The following is a 16,907-nucleotide window of genomic DNA, read 5'->3' on the forward strand; positions in this document are numbered from 1 at the left end:
GGATCAGCTCATGAGGCCTGTCTCGTAGGCGACGATGACCGCCTGGACGCGGTCGCGCACGTCGAGCTTGGCCAGCACGTTGCCGACATGCGTCTTGACGGTGGTCGCCGAGACGACGAGATGCGAGGCGATCTCGGAGTTGCTCAGGCCTTGCGCCATGAGCACGAGGATCTCGTGCTCGCGGGGAGTCAGTGCCGCGATCCGAGGGTCCTGGGCCACGTGGGACCCGCCGTCGTCGGGAAGGTGCGAGGCGAGCATCTCGAGCATGCGGCGCGTGATCCGGGGGGAGACCACCGCCTCCCCGCCGGCGACCGTCCGGATCGCCTCGGCCAGCTCGGCGGGCCGCGTGTCCTTGAGCAGGAAGCCGCTGGCTCCTGCACGCAGGCCGGCAAAGGCGTACTCATCCAGGTCGAAGGTGGTCAGGATGAGGATCTTCGTGCCCGGGCACTGAGAGGTGATGGCGGCTGTGGCGTCGATACCGTTCATCCCCGGCATGCGCACGTCCATGAGGATGACGTCGGGTCGCAGGGCACGTGCCTGAGCGACGGCGGCGGTGCCGTCAGAGGCCTCACCGATGACCTCGATGCCGTCCTCGGCGTCGAGCACCATGCGAAAACCCATGCGCATGAGTGCCTGGTCATCGGCCAGGACCACCGTGACCGGACCTCGATCCTCCCCCTGCGGGTCTTGGTCGCTCGGCTTGGTCACAACGGCATCTGCCACGGTGATGTCCCTTCCTCGTCCTCGTCCCAGTGCAGGACCGCGCGAACACGCCAACCGGTCGCGGTCGGACCGGCCTGCACGGACCCACCATAGACGGCTGCGCGCTCCCGCATACCCACGAGGCCCTTGCCGGATCCGTGCATCGGCGTCGAACCGGGGGCGGCGTCGTTGTCGATGGTGAGCACCGCGGTGCCCCGGTGGCGATCGAGGTCGACCGAGACGGCGCGCGTCGTCGGCGCGTAGCGCAGCACGTTGGTGAGTGCCTCCTGGGCGATGCGGAACACGGTCAGCTGGAGTGCCTTGTCCTCGGGCAGGGGCCCGCCTCGCCACCGGTAGTCCACCGGGACGCCGGCGGCCTGGAAGCGCTCCACGAGCGTGACGAGATCAGCGTGCTCCGGAGCGGGTGCCAGGGGCGTGTCCCCCGCGCTCGTGTCGGCCCCCTCCTCCGTGGCCTGCCGGCGCAGGTCGGCGATCTCGACGCTGGGCTCGCGCGGAGCGACGGTACCCGGTGGTGCGAACTCGGGGACCGGCAGGTCCCGGACGACCGGGCCCTGGGCCGCTCCGGGGTCCTTCGGCTCCTGGTCCGGCCCGGGGGAGGGCCGCGTCGGCGCGCCCCCGAGGAGGCCCGGACCGCCGACGCTCCCGGGGCCCTCCGGATGCCTCTGGTCTCCCTGTGCCTCCGGCCCCGCCGGGGCGGAGGTGGCTGCGGGGTCGTCGCGCAGGACCCCGACGAGCCGACGAGTGTCGGCCAGCGCGGAGCGGCCCGTCTCGGCAAGGGTGGTCAGCGCCTCCTTGGCCATCGCCGGGCTGCGGTCAATAGTCGCCGCGGCACCCTCGGCCATCGTGATCATGACGGCCAGGGAGTGAGCGACGACGTCGTGCATCTCGCGGGCGATCCGACTGCGCTCGTTCGCCGCAGCCAGGAGCGTGGACTGCTCGCGGGCCAGCGCAAGGCGCTCTGAGCGGGCCTCGAGCTCGGCGAGCTGCTCGGTCTGGACACGCATGATGAGGCCGACGAGGACCCCGACGACGTAGAGGATCGCGTAGGTCGCAGCCGTGATCAGCACGTTGCTCGCACTTCCCCCGTCCTCCGTGGCCCTGACGTCCAGGACGGTGGCCAGCGCGACCGAGACCGCGTAGAAGGCCGTCGTCGAGCCCATCCCCTTGGTCCCCGCGATCGCCGACAGGCACAGGGGCACTCCGGCGAGCGTGAACAGGCTCGGCAGGATAACCGCGCTCGTCACGGGGCGGGAGAAGAGGTCGACCATGACGACGAACCACACGAGCGGGAGCACGCAGCAGCCGGCCCAGGCCAGGACCGGCCAGCGGCGACGTAGGGCCAGGGCGGCCGCGCACATGACGGTGACGACGCAGCCCAGGACGTTCCACCGGGTCTCGGCCAGGACGCCGACCCCGTGGTTGGCCACGTAGACGATGATGTTGAGGGCGAGGAAGACGGCGGCGACCGCGCCGTCGACGCGCAGGTGGTGACGCCGCTGCCACATGACGACACGCATCGCCGGCGGGGGCATCGTCATGGCTGGTCCTCCTGTCTGCTCCATGGGCTCATTGTCGTGGTTCGTGCGGCGCACGCACCGGTCCGGCCCGCCGGGGACGCTCGCCAGAATGGCGTCCTCGGCGGGCCGGACCGGTGGCGCTCAGGCGTCGCGCCGGGAGAAGGCGATCCAGCCCAGGATGATCGGGACGAACGCCCAGGCGCCGAAGACGAGGGCGGCCTGCCAGTGCTCGAGGTACCTCAGGGTGCCCTCGTTAGCCCAGGTGATAGCCAGGGCGAAGGGATCGGTCACCGCGGAGGAGACGACCTGGGTGCCCAGGCCCTGGATCCTCATGGCCCAGTCCCACTTCATCGACATCAGCTGCAGCGGGATGTCGATGACGAACAGGAGGGTGACGACGACGGTGATCGATCCGGCGGTCGAGCGCATGAGGTAGCCCAGGCCCATGGCCATGAGGGCGATCCCTGCGTAGGTCAGGCCGGTGCCCCAGATGAAGCCGACGTACTTCGGGTCCGTCAGGGAGCCGGCGTGGCCGTCCATGAAGGGCAGGGAGATGGCCCAGCTCGCCAGCACCGAGCCGGCGCCCAGGACGAAGGCCAGGAGGGAGGCGACGATCGCCTTGGCTGCCAGCAGGCGTCCGCGGTGCGGGACGGCCGCCAGGGAGGAGCGGATCTGCCCCGAGGAGTACTCGCCGGTGATGATGAGCGCCCCGAGGACCGCCACGACGATCATTCCGAGGGCCGACCCGGCCGTGACCATGTTCTTGGCGGTGCTGGCGTACTCCGCCTGCTGAGCGAAGCCGGCGGTCATCCCCGCGCCGATGAGCACCGTGATGGCCACGGCGATACCCGAGGTGATCCAGGTCGAGCGCAGGCTGCGGATCTTGACCCACTCGGCGCGGATCGCACGCATGAAGGTCTGCTTGCCCTGGATGCGGGTCCGGGTCGTGCGGCTGCGGGAGGAACGGGGGGCGGCGGACTTCTCTGTGGCGACAGAGGCGGCGGAGGTCACCGAGGTGACGGGGGTCGTCTGGTTCGAGGGGTTCTGTGAGGTCATGGTGAGAGCGCTCATGGCTGCTTCTTCTCTCTGCGGGTCTGCGGAAGGCGGTCGGGCCGGGGGCCGTGTCGTGTCGGGGGTCAGTCGGCTCGGTGGCTCGTCATGGCGGCGTCGGTCGACGTCGTGGAGTACTCGACCTCCCCGCCGGTCAGCTCCAGGTAGGCCTCCTCGAGGGAGGCGCGCTGCGTGGTCAGCTCGTGGAGGACGATCCCGTTGTGCGCAGCGAGCTCTCCGATGCGGGCGGCCGTGGTCGTCGTCGTGGTCAGGACGCCGCTCTCGGGGGACTCCAGCTCGATCCCCTGGCCGGCCAGCAGCCCGGCGAGCTCGCCTGCCTGCGGTGAGGCCACGCGCACGACGTCGGTGGTCGCCGAGGCGATGACCTCCTCGACCGGGCCGGAGGTGAGGATGCGGCCCCGGCCGATGACGAGGAGGTGATCGGCGGTCTGGGCCATCTCGCTCATGAGGTGGGAGGAGATGAAGACGGTGCGGCCCTCGTCAGCCAGGTGACGGCAGGTCTCACGCACCCACTTGACCCCCTCGGGGTCCAGGCCGTTGACCGGCTCGTCGAAGATGAGCACGTCGGGGTCGCCCAGCATGGCCGCAGCCATGCCCAGGCGCTGGCCCATGCCCAGGGAGAAGCCCTTGACGCGCTTCTTGGCCACGTTCGTCAGGCCCGTGAGCTCCAGGACCTCGTCGACGCGCCGGGTGGGGATGCCGTTGGAGGCGGCCAGCTGGGTCAGGTGCGCCCGGGCCGAGCGCGAGCCGTGGAGACCCTTGGCGTCCAGGAGGGCCCCGACCTCGCACAGAGGGGCCTCCAGGTCCCGGTAGGGGCGGCCGTTGACCGTCACCTTGCCCGAGGTGGGCTTGTCCAGGCCCATGATGAGGCGCATCGTCGTGGACTTACCAGCCCCGTTGGGCCCGAGGAAGCCGGTGACGGTGCCGGGCTCGATCGTGAAGGAGATGTTGTCGACGGCGGTCTTGGAACCGTAACGCTTGGTCAGGTCAACGGCTTCGATCATGGGAATCAGCTCTTCCGGGGTCAGGACCGTGGGCGGCTTCGGCTGGTCAGGTACCAGCGCCCTTGGCGTCGGGACCAGGCTAGGAGCGGCGCGGGTGCGCCTGAATCGACCCGTGTGACGAATACGCGGGGACGGCGTCCGGGGTCAGAGGGGGAGAGGGGTCCTCCTCCAGGAGGAGAGGAGCGGGTTCCGGCCCGGTGGCCCGGGAGGGTCCGGCCCGGTGGCCCGGGAGGGTCCGGCCCGTGCGATGGGGAGCCCTCCCCGTCGCGGGCTGGAGGGCAGGTGTGCGTTCGTGTGGGAATCTGGTGCAGGATGGGGGCGTTATGTCGGACGGCGCTCAGGCGGCGCCGTCGTGCACGCTCTCCCCATCGAGAGGACAACCTGCTCATGAGCAACCCCTTCTTCTCGCGCTCCGACGCGTTCAACGGGCGCGGGCCGGTGGTCGAGCAGACCACGCCCGCGGGGTACCCGGCCATGCCGGGCTACCAGCCCGGCCAGTACGGCCAGCCTGGTCAGGTGGGCGGGCCGGTCGGCCCGGCCACGGCGCAGGCCGGGTACGGCAGGACCGCCGTCAACCAGTACGGACAGCCCGTGCCCACGGCCGCCGACGCCCAGGCGGCGATGAACCAGTACACCGGCTACGGCTCGGTCAGCCCCCAGCAGCTGGCTGGGCTCGAGAGCCAGTACGCGGCGCCTGCCGCCACGAACGTCGACCGCGGCCGCATGACCTACGACGACGTCATCGTGCGCACCGCCATGATGTTCGCCGTCATCGTCGGTGTGGGTGCCGTGTCCTGGGTCCTGGCCACCACCCCGGCCACCGCGGGCCTGGGCTTCATGCTCATGGTCGGCGGCGCCCTCGGCGCCCTCGCGCTGGGGCTCGTCAACTCCTTCAAGCGGGAGCCCTCCCCGGTCCTCATCCTGCTCTACTCGGTCTTCGAGGGAGCGATGCTCGGCGCCTTCTCCGGGGTCATGAACGCCGCCTACCCGGGGATCGTCGTCCAGGCGGTCACCGGCACGCTGGCCGTCTTCCTCTTCATGCTCGTGGCCTACCGGATCGGCTTCCGCCTGACAGGCCGGGGCAAGCGGATCCTGCTGTTCGCCGTCGGCGGCTACGCCCTGTTCAGCCTCGTCAACTTCGGGCTCATGGTCCTCGGGGTCAACGACAGCCCCTGGGGAATGCGCACCTCGATGGAGATCATGGGCATCCCGCTGGGTCTCATCCTCGGCCCGCTGGCGATCTTCATGGCGGCCCTGTGCCTGGCCATGGACTTCGAGTCCATCGAGAACGGCGTGCGCTACGGCCTGCCCAAGAAGTACGCGTGGGCGGGCGCCTTCGGCCTGGTCGTCACCCTCGTGTGGCTCTACCTCGAGATCCTGCGACTCCTGGCGATCCTGCGGGACTGAGCGCCCGGTGGCTCGCAGGGGGGACGGTCGACTGTCGGCCGTCCCCCCTGTGCTGTGCAGGGCCAGCGCCGGGGCCGGGGCGCGGCCCTGCGGCTGCGGCACCGTCGGTCCTCGGCTCGAGGGCCGACGCCGGGGCGCGGCCCCACCACCACCGACCGGTCATGTAAACCTCGACCGGTCATGTAAACCTCGACCGTCTATGTCACGCTACATAGACGGTCGAGGTTTACATGACCGGTCGAAGCACGAGAAGCCAGTCGAGTGACGGTGGGGCTTGTGGACTCAGCATGTGCGGGGAGGCGTGCGGGGTCAGAGGGGCGCCGGTGGATCAGGGCCTCGGGGTGATGCCGTAGCTCGCCAGCTCGCGCAGCAGCCCGTCAGTGTTCCAGGCGTCGTTCCAGGTCCAGCGCGCCACACGCATACCGGTCTCACGCTTCACAGCGCGCTCGCGCTTGCGCTCAGCGACGACGACGCCCTGGGGGTCCGAGCCAGCGAGCTCACGGGTGTACTTGAGGTCGCCATCGAACTCGCCGATCACACCGTGGTCGGTGGTTTCAGGTGGTGAGTGCAATGGTGGTGTCGTGTTCTGTTTTCTGCAGGAGCCTGTTGAAGGCTTCTGCGGGTGTGGCCCAGTCTAGGGTCTGGCGGGGGCGGGTGTTGAGGAGGTGCTGGGCCTGTTCGAAGGCGTGGAGGGGGTAGGTCGACAGGTCGGTGCCTTTGGGGAAGAACTCGCGGATCAGGCCGTTGGTGTTCTCGTTGGTTCCTCGTTGCCAGGGGCTGTGGGGGTCGCAGAAGTACACCTCGAGGTTGGTGGCGGTCCTGAAGCGGGCGACCTGGGCCATCTCGCCGCCCTGGTCCCAGGTCAGGGACCGGGCCATGGAGCGGGGCAGGCCCTTGATCATGGTCTCCAGCACCGTGGCCACGGTGGTGGCGGTGTGGTCGGTCAGCAGCGGGGCGATCAGGACCAGGCGGGTGGTGCGTTCGACCAGGGTGATCATCGCGGTGCGGTTGCCCGCGCCCATGACCAGGTCGCCCTCCCAGTGGCCTGGCACGGCCCGGTCGGCGACCTGGGCCGGGCGGGTGCTGATACGCGCGTCGGGGCCTGTCAAGTTTTTTGTGTAAGCGGGTTGTTCAGAGGTGGGGGTTGATTCGGTCGGGGTAGGCGGTGGCGAGCTGGGCGAGGGCTTGTTTCCAGTTGGTGGTGATCCGGCCCTCGACCACGCGTGGCTTGGCCTTGCGCTTGTCCGCGGGCAGGTTCCTGTCCTTGTCGCGTTCTCGTGCCCGCTTGTCCTCGATGTTGCAGATCGCCAGCCACAGCAGCTTGACAGCGGCCTCGTCGCTGGGGAAGTGGCCCCGGTTCTTGGAGATCTTGCGTAGCTGGTAGTTGAGCGACTCGATGCTGTTGGTCGTGTAGATGACCCGGCGCAGCATCGGCGGGAACGCCAGGAACGGGGTGAAACGCTCCCACGCCCTGTCCCAGGTCGCCACCGTCTCGGGGTACTTGTCCCCCAGGGGAGAGCTGCTGAAGGCCGCCAGGGCCTCCAGGGCGGCCTCCTCACTGGGGGCGGCGTAGACCTGCTTGAGAGCAGCGGCGACCTTCTTACGGTCCTGGTAGGCCACGAACCTCATGGAGGCACGGATCAGGTGCACCACGCAGGTCTGGACCATGGAGTCGGGCCAGGTCGCCTCGATCGCCTCGGGCAGGCCGGTCAGCCCGTCACAGCACACGATCAGCACGTCCTTGACGCCCCTGTTGGCCAGCTCGGCGCACACGTGCGCCCAGAACGAGGCGCCCTCCTCGGCCTGGACCCAGATACCCAGGACGTGCTTGATCCCGTCCATGTCCACACCCACGGCGATGTGGGCCGAGCGGGTGGTGACCCTGTGGTCGACGCGGACCTTGACGCGGATCGCGTCGAGGTAGACCACCGGGTAGAACTCCTCCAGCGGGCGGCGCTGCCAGTCCAGGACCGCCTCGGCCACGGCGTCCGTGATCCTGCTGATCGTCCCCACCGACAGCTCCACACCGAGCGTGGACTCCAGGTGGTGGCGGATCTCGCGCACCGTCATACCACCGGCGTACAGGCTGATGATCATCGAGTCCAGACCGTCCATCCGCCGCTGCCCCTTCCTGACCAGCCGCGGCGTGAAGCTGCCGGCCCTGTCGCGGGGGACCTCGATCTCGAACGAGCCGACCTCAGAGCTGATCGTCTTGACCGTGGTGCCGTTGCGGGCGTTGCCACGAGCCACCGGCGCCTGCTCGCCCTTGTCGTAGCCAAGATGCTCCGTCAGCTCAGCCTGCAGACCCCGCTCCAGGGCCTCCTTGAGCAGGGCCGGCAGCAGCCCGTCGGCGCCCGTCAACCCCACCTCACCCGAGTCGATCCGCTCGAACAACCCGTCCAAGCCACCCGAGGCAACAAGATCCTCAACCACGCCCCGCCCACCAGCAGGACCAGTCTTCTCATCAGTCACAGTCATCAGTCCTTCAAAGAGGGCTTACACAGACCATTGAACACGCCCGCGCGTCGGCCAGCCAGGGCCTGGAGGCCAGGGGCCCGGCCAGGGCCGAGCGTGGCACGCGCCGACTCCGCCCGGTGCGCAGCCTGTAGTGACGGCCCAGCTCGGCGCGCAGCGTCCCTCGGCCCTGGACGTACAGGGACTGGTAGATCGTCTCGTGGCTCACACGAAGATCATCGCGCTCGGGGTGGTCCGCAGCCAGACGGCGGCTGATCTGCTGGGGCGACCACCGCTGTCTCAGGCCCTGGACCACCAGGGCCCGCAGCTGGTCGTTGGAGTCCAGCACACGCGCCTTGGGCCGTGCCCTGGCGGCCCGGGCCTGGGCGTGGCGGGCCTGGGGGTCGTAGGCCTGCCGGCCCCCGCCGGCAGCGACCTCGCGGCTGACCGTGGAGACAGCCACCCCCAGGAACCGGGCGATCGAGGCCAGGGAATCACCCCTGGCCAGGCCCGCAGCGATCGCGCCGCGCCCCTGAGCCCCCAGACGCCTGCCGTGCCCGGTACCCCGGACCATCACCTCGAACCCGTCCCCCGACCCGCCCCGACCACGCCCAGCAGGCCTGGTCGTCCCGACCATCCCGCCCTCCCTGGCCCCGTGCCGCATCCTCATACCCCACAGCCTGCACCAGTCCGACACCGTGGACTGAGGCACCGAGAAACAAGCCCCCGCCTCGCGAGCCAACCAACCCGACTCGATCAGCTCCCGCACACCATCGCGAACCACACCAGGCCACACCCCACGCACCACAACCAGCCCCTCTCCCAAGCACCACCCATTGCACTCACCCCCTGAAACCACCGTCCCACCAGACGAAGTCGACCCTGCCGACGATCTCGCCCTGAGTGCTGATGACGGTGTGCTGGAGATCGGGCAGAGGAATCGCGTTGTCGATCATGACCGCCCTGCTCAGGCTCTCTCCGGGTGACTCCGAGCGCTCGTCGCCGTGCTCGATGGCGTGCCGCGCCATGGCGTTTCCGGCGCGGCTCCGCTGGGTCGCCAGCAGGTCAAGCATCTCCGCCTTGCTCGTCATCCCCGTACGGAGCGCGAAGTCGATACCAGGAAGTACCGTGCGCAGATCGCGACGCCGCGCGAGGTCGACCAGCGTCTGCGCCGGCGTCGTCGCGGACACGGATCCGATCAGGCCCAGGGCGACTCCGGCAGGAGCCGTCAGCGTTCGAGTGGTCGGGGTGAGACGGCCTCCTCGGCGTCCTGGTCGGATGAGCTGGACCTGGTCGGGGAGGGCACCCAGAACGGGGATCCCGTGCATGACCGCAGCGGACTCTCGCGCCAGGGCCGCGCCCTCGTGCAGGTCCCCGCACTGCAGGGCGGCGATGACACGGACACGGTGGGCTTGCGACGGGAACAGAGTCCTCCACTGCGCGGCGTTGACGTAGGCACCGGGTCGGAGACGAAGGCGCTGGGCGGGGCGCAGCGAGGCCGAGCGCGCCAGGGAGGCACGCCCAGGGCGGGTGCAGTCGTGGTGACGGGTGAGCTCGATCGTGATGGGGGAGTCCCAAGGGTTGGTCATGCCCATCAGGGTCGGCCGCCGGACGACCTCAGCGCTGAGCGCCTGTGGACGCGTGTTGGCGCACCCTGCACGAACGCCACCTGTGGAGCACCTCCCCGGTAGCCGATGCTCGCGTGCCTGTCTCGCCACCGACCGGTCATGTGACTTTGGACCGCCTATGTGACGCTGTATAGACGGTCCAAAGTCACATGACCGGTCGAGGTACGCCTGACCGGTCGAAGGGGGAGGGAATCGGCTCCATCGGCCCGCGGGCGACCGGAGCGTGCCGCCGGAGCGTGCCGCCGGAGCGTGCCGCCGGAGCGGGCGGCCGGAGCGGGCGGCCGGAGCGGGCGGCCGGAGTGTGCCGCCGGAGTGTGCCGCCGGAGCGGGCCATGAGCCGACGGCGGACGCGCTGCTCGGGTGGATCGCCGAGGGCTTGCCGTCGGACTGCCGTAGCCTGACACCATGATCAAGACGAACATGCCAGAGGTCTCGGGCGCCAAGGGCGCCAAGCCGGTCCTGACCTTCCCCGGTCCTGACGCCCCTGAGGGCCTTCAGGTCCAGGTCCTCGACGAAGGGGCCGGCCAGGTCGTCGAGGCGGGCGACCACATCGTGTGCCACTACCTGGGCCAGACCTGGGGAGGCAGGGTCTTCGACAACTCCTACGACCGCGGTCAGCCCCTCGACTTCCAGGTCGGTGTCGGCCAGGTCATCCGCGGCTGGGACGACGGGCTCGTCGGCCAGCGCGTCGGCTCACGCGTCCTGCTGTCGATCCCCGCCGAGCTCGGCTACGGCGACCGCGGGGTGCCGCAGGCAGGCATCAAGGGCGGCGACACCCTCGTCTTCGTCACCGAGGTCCTCGGGGTCATCTGAGCCTGACGGGCCCGCCCGCTCCCGCCCCCGCGTTCGTACGGTGGGCGCCGTGCTCGCACCGCAGGGTGCGCGCCGGTGCCCCACCGTACGAACGCGCTTCTCCATGGTCCCGGCACCCACGCCCGCCCGAGGCGGGAGCCCGTGCCACCGTGCTTGCCTCGCCCGCCCCGACCTGCTCTGATAGGGCGATGACCCTGCTCCGCCCTCCCAAGGCGCGCCCCGGTGACCGTGTCGCCGTCCTGTCTCCCTCGCTCGCGGCCCCTGGTTTCGCCCCTGCGGTCCACGACCAGGCCATGGCCCGGCTCGCCGACCTCACGGGACTCGTCCCCGTCGAGTACCCGACGACGAGAAAGCTCGGCGCCTCGGCCCAGGAGCGGGCTCGTGACATCAACGCCGCCTTCGCCGACCCCAGCATCCGGGCGGTCCTGGCCACGGTCGGCGGCGAGGACCAGATCACCGTCATCAGCCATCTCGACGCCGAGGCGGTCCGGGCCGACCCCAAGCCCTTCCTGGGCTACTCCGACAACACCAACCTCCTCCAGTGGCTGTGGTCCCTCGGTGTCGCCGGCTTCTACGGCGGCTCGACCCAGGTCCACCTCGGCCCCGGCCCGCAGGTCGACCCGGTCCACCTGTCCTCCCTGAGGGCTGCCCTGCTCACCGGGGAGAGCCTCGAGATCACCGAACCGGGTGAGTCCGAGGACTTCGGCCGCGACTGGCTCGACCCTCGGGCGCTTACCGAGTTCGGCGCGCGGGAGCCCACCGGCCCGTGGACGTGGACGGGGCCTGCGCGAACCGTGACCGGCCCGACCTGGGGAGGCTGCCTCGAGGTGCTCCAGTGGGTGCTTGCCGCCGGCAGGTTCCCCGCCGACCCCGGCGTCCTCGAGGGCGGAGTCCTGCTCGTCGAGACCTCCGAGGAGCTGCCCTCCGCCCGGGAGGTCGGCTGGATCCTGCGCGCGATGGGTGAGCGGGGGCTGCTGTCCGCCGTCGACGCCGTCCTCGTGGCCAGGCCGCCGGCATCGTCCTTCGCCGACCTCGCCGACGCCGGGACCCGGGCACGCCGCCGCGCCGAGCAGAGGGACGCGGTCATCGAGGTGATCGGCTGCTACAACCCCGAGGCGGTCGTCTGCGTCGGGGTCCCCTTCGGTCACACCCGGCCCCAGTGGGTCCTGCCCCACGGCGGGACGATGACCGTCGACGGCGCCGCCCGCCGGATCACCGCCGACTACTCCTGAGCACGCTGTCGCCGGCCCGCCACCGGCGCTCGGCCCGCCACTGGCGCTCGGCCCGCCGGGCGCCAGTGACCGAGTCCTCGTCGCTCGGTGCCGCCCGCCCCGAGCGCTGGGACTACCCTGGCGCCAGCACATCCCCTCCGGCGAGGAGCCTCCTATGCCCGCCTACCGCAGCGCCACCTCCACCTCCGGCCGAAACATGGCCGGCGCCCGTGCCCTGTGGCGCGCCACAGGCGTCAAGGACTCCGACTTCGGCAAGCCGATCATCGCGATCGCCAACTCCTTCACCCAGTTCGTCCCCGGGCACGTGGGCCTGCGCGACGTCGGGCGGCTCGTGGCCGAGCAGGTCGAGGCGGCGGGCGGGATCGCCAAGGAGTTCAACACCATCGCCGTCGACGACGGGATCGCCATGGGGCACGACGGCATGCTCTACTCCCTGCCCAGCCGCGACCTCATCGCCGACTCCGTGGAGTACATGGCGGCCGCCCACTGCGCCGACGCCCTCGTGTGCATCTCCAACTGCGACAAGATCACCCCGGGCATGCTCATGGCGGCCCTGCGTCTCAACATCCCGGCGATCTTCGTGTCGGGCGGGCCGATGGAGTCGGGCAAGATGACGGCGCCCGACGGCACGACCCGCAAGCTCGACCTCATCGACGCCATGATGGACGCCGCCGACCCCACGGTCAGCGACGAGACGATCTCGGCCATCGAGCGCCTGGCCTGCCCCACGTGCGGCTCCTGCTCAGGGATGTTCACCGCCAACTCGATGAACTGCCTGACCGAGGCCATGGGCCTGTCCCTGCCCATGAACGGCTCCCTGCTGGCCACCCACGCCGACCGCGGGGAGCTGTTCAGGCGGGCGGGCCGCCAGATCGTAGAGATCACGAAGGCCTACTACGAGGGCGAGGACGCCTCGGTCCTGCCCCGGTCCATCGCGACGAAGGCCGCCTTCGACAACGCCATGAGCCTGGACATCGCCATGGGCGGGTCGACCAACACGGTGCTGCACCTGCTCGCCGCCGCCCAGGAGGCGGGCGTCGACTTCACGATGGCCGACATCGACCGCCTCTCGCGCAGGGTCCCCCAGCTGTGCAAGGTGGCGCCCTCGACCACCGTCTACCACATCGAGGACGTCCACCGCGCAGGCGGCATCATGGGCATTCTCGGCGAGCTCGACCGCGCCGGCCTGCTCGACACCTCGACGACCAACGTCCTGGGCGCCACCCTGGCCCAGGTGCTGGCCGACTACGACATCGCCCGCCCGGGGGCCGACGGCGTGCCCGGCTCGGGCCTGGACCCCGAGATCCGCACCGGCTACCTCGCCGCCCCGGCCGGAGTGCGGACGACGGAGATGTTCTCCCAGGGCTCGCGCTGGGACGCCCTCGACACCGACCGCGCCACCGGGTGCATCCGCGACCTCGAGCACGCCTACAGCGCCGACGGGGGCCTGGCCGTCCTGTTCGGCAACATCGCCGAGCGCGGCTGCATCGTCAAGACCGCCGGGGTGGACTCCTCGATCCTCACCTTCGCGGGGTCGGCCGTGGTCTTTGAGTCCCAGGAGGACGCCGTCGAGGGGATCCTGGGAGGCAAGGTGGCCGCGGGCGACGTCGTCGTCATCAGCCACGAAGGACCTCGCGGGGGCCCGGGCATGCAGGAGATGCTCTACCCGACGACCTACATCAAGTCGATGCACCTGGGCAAGGAGTGCGCGCTGCTGACCGACGGGCGCTTCTCGGGAGGCACCTCCGGGCTGTCGATCGGCCACTGCTCGCCGGAGGCGGCCGCCGGCGGGCTCATCGGCCTGGTGCGCACGGGTGACCGCATCGAGATCGACATCCCGAACCGCTCGATCGAGCTCAAGGTCGACGACGCCGAGCTGGAACGGCGCCGTGAGGCTGAGGAGGCCCGCGGGGAGGACGCCTGGACCCCGCACGCCCCGCGGCCCAGGCACGTGAGCGCGGCACTGCGCGCCTACGCGATGCTCGCCACGAGCGCCGACCTCGGGGCGGTCCGGGACCACTCCAAGCTCCCCCGCTACTGACACCCGCGAGCCCGAGCCCCCCGCGAGATCGGGACTAATGGCACCTCGAGATCGGGGGAAGTGACACCTCGAGATCGGGGGAAATGGCACCTCGAGATCGGGGGAAGTGACACCCCGAGATCGGGGGAAATGACACCTCGAGATCGGGACAAATGACACCCCGAGATCGGGGGAAGTGGGGTGGTTTCAGGTGGTGAGTGCAATGGTGGTGTCGTGTTCTGTTTTCTGCAGGAGCCTGTTGAAGGCTTCTGCGGGTGTGGCCCAGTCTAGGGTCTGGCGGGGGCGGGTGTTGAGGAGGTGCTGGGCCTGTTCGAAGGCGTGGAGGGGGTAGGTCGACAGGTCGGTGCCTTTGGGGAAGAACTCGCGGATCAGGCCGTTGGTGTTCTCGTTGGTTCCTCGTTGCCAGGGGCTGTGGGGGTCGCAGAAGTACACCTCGAGGTTGGTGGCGGTCCTGAAGCGGGCGACCTGGGCCATCTCGCCGCCCTGGTCCCAGGTCAGGGACCGGGCCATGGAGCGGGGCAGGCCCTTGATCATGGTCTCCAGCACCGTGGCCACGGTGGTGGCGGTGTGGTCGGTCAGCAGCGGGGCGATCAGGACCAGGCGGGTGGTGCGTTCGACCAGGGTGATCATCGCGGTGCGGTTGCCCGCGCCCATGACCAGGTCGCCCTCCCAGTGGCCTGGCACGGCCCGGTCGGCGACCTGGGCCGGGCGGGTGCTGATACGCGCGTCGGCCAGCCAGGGCCTGGAGGCCAGGGGCCCGGCCAGGGCCGAGCGTGGCACGCGCCGACTCCGCCCGGTGCGCAGCCTGTAGTGACGGCCCAGCTCGGCGCGCAGCGTCCCTCGGCCCTGGACGTACAGGGACTGGTAGATCGTCTCGTGGCTCACACGAAGATCATCGCGCTCGGGGTGGTCCGCAGCCAGACGGCGGCTGATCTGCTGGGGCGACCACCGCTGTCTCAGGCCCTGGACCACCAGGGCCCGCAGCTGGTCGTTGGAGTCCAGCACACGCGCCTTGGGCCGTGCCCTGGCGGCCCGGGCCTGGGCGTGGCGGGCCTGGGGGTCGTAGGCCTGCCGGCGGGCCTGTCAAGTTTTTTGTGTAAGCGGGTTGTTCAGAGGTGGGGGTTGATTCGGTCGGGGTAGGCGGTGGCGAGCTGGGCGAGGGCTTGTTTCCAGTTGGTGGTGATCCGGCCCTCGACCACGCGTGGCTTGGCCTTGCGCTTGTCCGCGGGCAGGTTCCTGTCCTTGTCGCGTTCTCGTGCCCGCTTGTCCTCGATGTTGCAGATCGCCAGCCACAGCAGCTTGACAGCGGCCTCGTCGCTGGGGAAGTGGCCCCGGTTCTTGGAGATCTTGCGTAGCTGGTAGTTGAGCGACTCGATGCTGTTGGTCGTGTAGATGACCCGGCGCAGCATCGGCGGGAACGCCAGGAACGGGGTGAAACGCTCCCACGCCCTGTCCCAGGTCGCCACCGTCTCGGGGTACTTGTCCCCCAGGGGAGAGCTGCTGAAGGCCGCCAGGGCCTCCAGGGCGGCCTCCTCACTGGGGGCGGCGTAGACCTGCTTGAGAGCAGCGGCGACCTTCTTACGGTCCTGGTAGGCCACGAACCTCATGGAGGCACGGATCAGGTGCACCACGCAGGTCTGGACCATGGAGTCGGGCCAGGTCGCCTCGATCGCCTCGGGCAGGCCGGTCAGCCCGTCACAGCACACGATCAGCACGTCCTTGACGCCCCTGTTGGCCAGCTCGGCGCACACGTGCGCCCAGAACGAGGCGCCCTCCTCGGCCTGGACCCAGATACCCAGGACGTGCTTGATCCCGTCCATGTCCACACCCACGGCGATGTGGGCCGAGCGGGTGGTGACCCTGTGGTCGACGCGGACCTTGACGCGGATCGCGTCGAGGTAGACCACCGGGTAGAACTCCTCCAGCGGGCGGCGCTGCCAGTCCAGGACCGCCTCGGCCACGGCGTCCGTGATCCTGCTGATCGTCCCCACCGACAGCTCCACACCGAGCGTGGACTCCAGGTGGTGGCGGATCTCGCGCACCGTCATACCACCGGCGTACAGGCTGATGATCATCGAGTCCAGACCGTCCATCCGCCGCTGCCCCTTCCTGACCAGCCGCGGCGTGAAGCTGCCGGCCCTGTCGCGGGGGACCTCGATCTCGAACGAGCCGACCTCAGAGCTGATCGTCTTGACCGTGGTGCCGTTGCGGGCGTTGCCACGAGCCACCGGCGCCTGCTCGCCCTTGTCGTAGCCAAGATGCTCCGTCAGCTCAGCCTGCAGACCCCGCTCCAGGGCCTCCTTGAGCAGGGCCGGCAGCAGCCCGTCGGCGCCCGTCAACCCCACCTCACCCGAGTCGATCCGCTCGAACAACCCGTCCAAGCCACCCGAGGCAACAAGATCCTCAACCACGCCCCGCCCACCAGCAGGACCAGTCTTCTCATCAGTCACAGTCATCAGTCCTTCAAAGAGGGCTTACACAGACCATTGAACACGCCCGGGCGTGGCGGGCCTGGGGGTCGTAGGCCTGCCGGCCCCCGCCGGCAGCGACCTCGCGGCTGACCGTGGAGACAGCCACCCCCAGGAACCGGGCGATCGAGGCCAGGGAATCACCCCTGGCCAGGCCCGCAGCGATCGCGCCGCGCCCCTGAGCCCCCAGACGCCTGCCGTGCCCGGTACCCCGGACCATCACCTCGAACCCGTCCCCCGACCCGCCCCGACCACGCCCAGCAGGCCTGGTCGTCCCGACCATCCCGCCCTCCCTGGCCCCGTGCCGCATCCTCATACCCCACAGCCTGCACCAGTCCGACACCGTGGACTGAGGCACCGAGAAACAAGCCCCCGCCTCGCGAGCCAACCAACCCGACTCGATCAGCTCCCGCACACCATCGCGAACCACACCAGGCCACACCCCACGCACCACAACCAGCCCCTCTCCCAAGCACCACCCATTGCACTCACCCCCTGAAACCACCTGGCACCGCGAGATCGGGGGAAATGGCACGGTCCTGCCGCGGG

At 70.0% G+C, this 16,907-nt stretch carries 15 protein-coding genes and 1 pseudogene; 4 read left to right on the forward strand and 12 right to left on the reverse strand.

Going from position 1 to position 16,907, the window contains the following annotated elements; genetic code table 11:
- Positions 1-3: 3 nt before the first annotated feature.
- The 4 genes from EL245_RS10795 to EL245_RS10810 form a co-directional block, all read right to left on the reverse strand.
- Positions 4-723 carry a response regulator gene (locus tag EL245_RS10795; protein ID WP_126383129.1) on the reverse strand — a complete coding sequence of 240 codons (720 nt, stop codon included), beginning with the start codon at positions 721-723 and terminating at the stop codon, positions 4-6.
- Entirely contained in the window at positions 705-2,285 is a 1,581-nt protein-coding gene (locus tag EL245_RS10800) for a histidine kinase (RefSeq protein WP_197719409.1), read from the reverse strand. The genes EL245_RS10795 and EL245_RS10800 overlap by 19 nt, the downstream gene beginning before the upstream one ends.
- 96 nt (positions 2,286-2,381) lie before the next feature.
- Positions 2,382-3,311, reverse strand: coding sequence for an ABC transporter permease subunit (locus tag EL245_RS10805; RefSeq protein WP_232009736.1), 930 nt, complete (start codon positions 3,309-3,311; stop codon positions 2,382-2,384).
- A 65-nt stretch (positions 3,312-3,376) separates the two neighbouring features.
- On the reverse strand, positions 3,377-4,315 hold the full coding sequence (locus EL245_RS10810; RefSeq protein ID WP_126383130.1) for an ABC transporter ATP-binding protein: 939 nt from the start codon (positions 4,313-4,315) through the stop codon (positions 3,377-3,379).
- Positions 4,316-4,702: 387 nt separating this feature from the next.
- Here EL245_RS10810 and EL245_RS10815 point away from each other — a divergent pair, with 387 nt between their 5' ends.
- Positions 4,703-5,722 carry a Bax inhibitor-1/YccA family protein gene (locus EL245_RS10815; RefSeq protein ID WP_126383131.1) on the forward strand — a complete coding sequence of 340 codons (1,020 nt, stop codon included), beginning with the start codon at positions 4,703-4,705 and terminating at the stop codon, positions 5,720-5,722.
- Positions 5,723-6,050: 328 nt separating this feature from the next.
- On the opposite strand, the gene EL245_RS10820 is transcribed toward EL245_RS10815, so the two are convergent.
- From EL245_RS10820 to EL245_RS10840, 5 genes are all read right to left on the reverse strand, one after another.
- Positions 6,051-6,260: a hypothetical protein gene (locus EL245_RS10820; RefSeq protein WP_126383132.1), complete on the reverse strand. Its 210-nt coding sequence runs from the start codon at positions 6,258-6,260 to the stop codon at positions 6,051-6,053.
- A gap of 16 nt (positions 6,261-6,276) precedes the next feature.
- Positions 6,277-6,831 carry an IS30 family transposase gene (locus EL245_RS10825; RefSeq protein WP_126383133.1) on the reverse strand — a complete coding sequence of 185 codons (555 nt, stop codon included), beginning with the start codon at positions 6,829-6,831 and terminating at the stop codon, positions 6,277-6,279.
- Positions 6,832-6,853: 22 nt separating this feature from the next.
- Complete coding sequence (locus tag EL245_RS10830) at positions 6,854-8,200, reverse strand: IS256 family transposase (protein ID WP_164719441.1); 1,347 nt, start codon at positions 8,198-8,200, stop codon at positions 6,854-6,856.
- Positions 8,201-8,207: 7 nt separating this feature from the next.
- Positions 8,208-8,750 carry a helix-turn-helix domain-containing protein gene (locus EL245_RS10835; RefSeq protein ID WP_164719471.1) on the reverse strand — a complete coding sequence of 181 codons (543 nt, stop codon included), beginning with the start codon at positions 8,748-8,750 and terminating at the stop codon, positions 8,208-8,210.
- Between the two features lie 268 nt (positions 8,751-9,018).
- Positions 9,019-9,765: a hypothetical protein gene (locus tag EL245_RS10840; protein ID WP_126383135.1), complete on the reverse strand. Its 747-nt coding sequence runs from the start codon at positions 9,763-9,765 to the stop codon at positions 9,019-9,021.
- A 444-nt stretch (positions 9,766-10,209) separates the two neighbouring features.
- Between EL245_RS10840 and EL245_RS10845 the strand changes: the two genes are divergently transcribed.
- From EL245_RS10845 to ilvD, 3 genes are all read left to right on the forward strand, one after another.
- The gene (locus tag EL245_RS10845) at positions 10,210-10,617 is read left to right on the forward strand and encodes an FKBP-type peptidyl-prolyl cis-trans isomerase (RefSeq protein WP_126383136.1); all 408 of its coding nucleotides are present in this window, start codon (positions 10,210-10,212) and stop codon (positions 10,615-10,617) included.
- A 188-nt stretch (positions 10,618-10,805) separates the two neighbouring features.
- Positions 10,806-11,849 carry a S66 family peptidase gene (locus EL245_RS10850; protein WP_126383137.1) on the forward strand — a complete coding sequence of 348 codons (1,044 nt, stop codon included), beginning with the start codon at positions 10,806-10,808 and terminating at the stop codon, positions 11,847-11,849.
- A gap of 154 nt (positions 11,850-12,003) precedes the next feature.
- A complete protein-coding gene (ilvD, locus tag EL245_RS10855) occupies positions 12,004-13,890 on the forward strand; it encodes a dihydroxy-acid dehydratase (protein WP_126383138.1) in 1,887 nt (628 codons plus the stop codon).
- Positions 13,891-14,076: 186 nt separating this feature from the next.
- Here ilvD and EL245_RS10860 read toward each other — a convergent pair.
- The 3 genes and pseudogenes from EL245_RS10860 to EL245_RS14025 form a co-directional block, all read right to left on the reverse strand.
- Positions 14,077-14,952 (reverse strand): annotated as a pseudogene (locus tag EL245_RS10860) (IS30 family transposase); the annotation flags it as partial.
- A gap of 47 nt (positions 14,953-14,999) precedes the next feature.
- Positions 15,000-16,346 carry an IS256 family transposase gene (locus EL245_RS10865; protein WP_164719441.1) on the reverse strand — a complete coding sequence of 449 codons (1,347 nt, stop codon included), beginning with the start codon at positions 16,344-16,346 and terminating at the stop codon, positions 15,000-15,002.
- Positions 16,347-16,353: 7 nt separating this feature from the next.
- Positions 16,354-16,578, reverse strand: a complete 225-nt coding sequence (locus EL245_RS14025) for a helix-turn-helix domain-containing protein (protein ID WP_164719472.1) — start codon at positions 16,576-16,578, stop codon at positions 16,354-16,356.
- Positions 16,579-16,907 lie beyond the last annotated feature (329 nt).

It is taken from the genome of Actinomyces howellii (assembly GCF_900637165.1).
GTDB classification, from domain to species: Bacteria; Actinomycetota; Actinomycetes; order Actinomycetales; family Actinomycetaceae; genus Actinomyces; species Actinomyces howellii.

Bases quoted from the DNA above. Each gene is read 5' to 3' on its own strand.
- EL245_RS10800 (WP_197719409.1), bottom strand. From the start codon at position 2,285: ATGGAGCAGACAGGAGGACCAGCCATGACGATGCCCCCGCCGGCGATG.
- EL245_RS10805 (WP_232009736.1), bottom strand. From the start codon at position 3,311: ATGAGCGCTCTCACCATGACCTCACAGAACCCCTCGAACCAGACGACC.
- EL245_RS10810 (WP_126383130.1), bottom strand. From the start codon at position 4,315: ATGATCGAAGCCGTTGACCTGACCAAGCGTTACGGTTCCAAGACCGCC.
- EL245_RS10815 (WP_126383131.1), top strand. From the start codon at position 4,703: ATGAGCAACCCCTTCTTCTCGCGCTCCGACGCGTTCAACGGGCGCGGG.
- EL245_RS10830 (WP_164719441.1), bottom strand. From the start codon at position 8,200: ATGACTGTGACTGATGAGAAGACTGGTCCTGCTGGTGGGCGGGGCGTG.
- EL245_RS10835 (WP_164719471.1), bottom strand. From the start codon at position 8,750: ATGGTCCGGGGTACCGGGCACGGCAGGCGTCTGGGGGCTCAGGGGCGC.
- EL245_RS10840 (WP_126383135.1), bottom strand. From the start codon at position 9,765: ATGACCAACCCTTGGGACTCCCCCATCACGATCGAGCTCACCCGTCAC.
- EL245_RS10845 (WP_126383136.1), top strand. From the start codon at position 10,210: ATGATCAAGACGAACATGCCAGAGGTCTCGGGCGCCAAGGGCGCCAAG.
- EL245_RS10850 (WP_126383137.1), top strand. From the start codon at position 10,806: ATGACCCTGCTCCGCCCTCCCAAGGCGCGCCCCGGTGACCGTGTCGCC.
- ilvD (WP_126383138.1), top strand. From the start codon at position 12,004: ATGCCCGCCTACCGCAGCGCCACCTCCACCTCCGGCCGAAACATGGCC.
- EL245_RS10865 (WP_164719441.1), bottom strand. From the start codon at position 16,346: ATGACTGTGACTGATGAGAAGACTGGTCCTGCTGGTGGGCGGGGCGTG.
- EL245_RS14025 (WP_164719472.1), bottom strand. From the start codon at position 16,578: ATGGTCCGGGGTACCGGGCACGGCAGGCGTCTGGGGGCTCAGGGGCGC.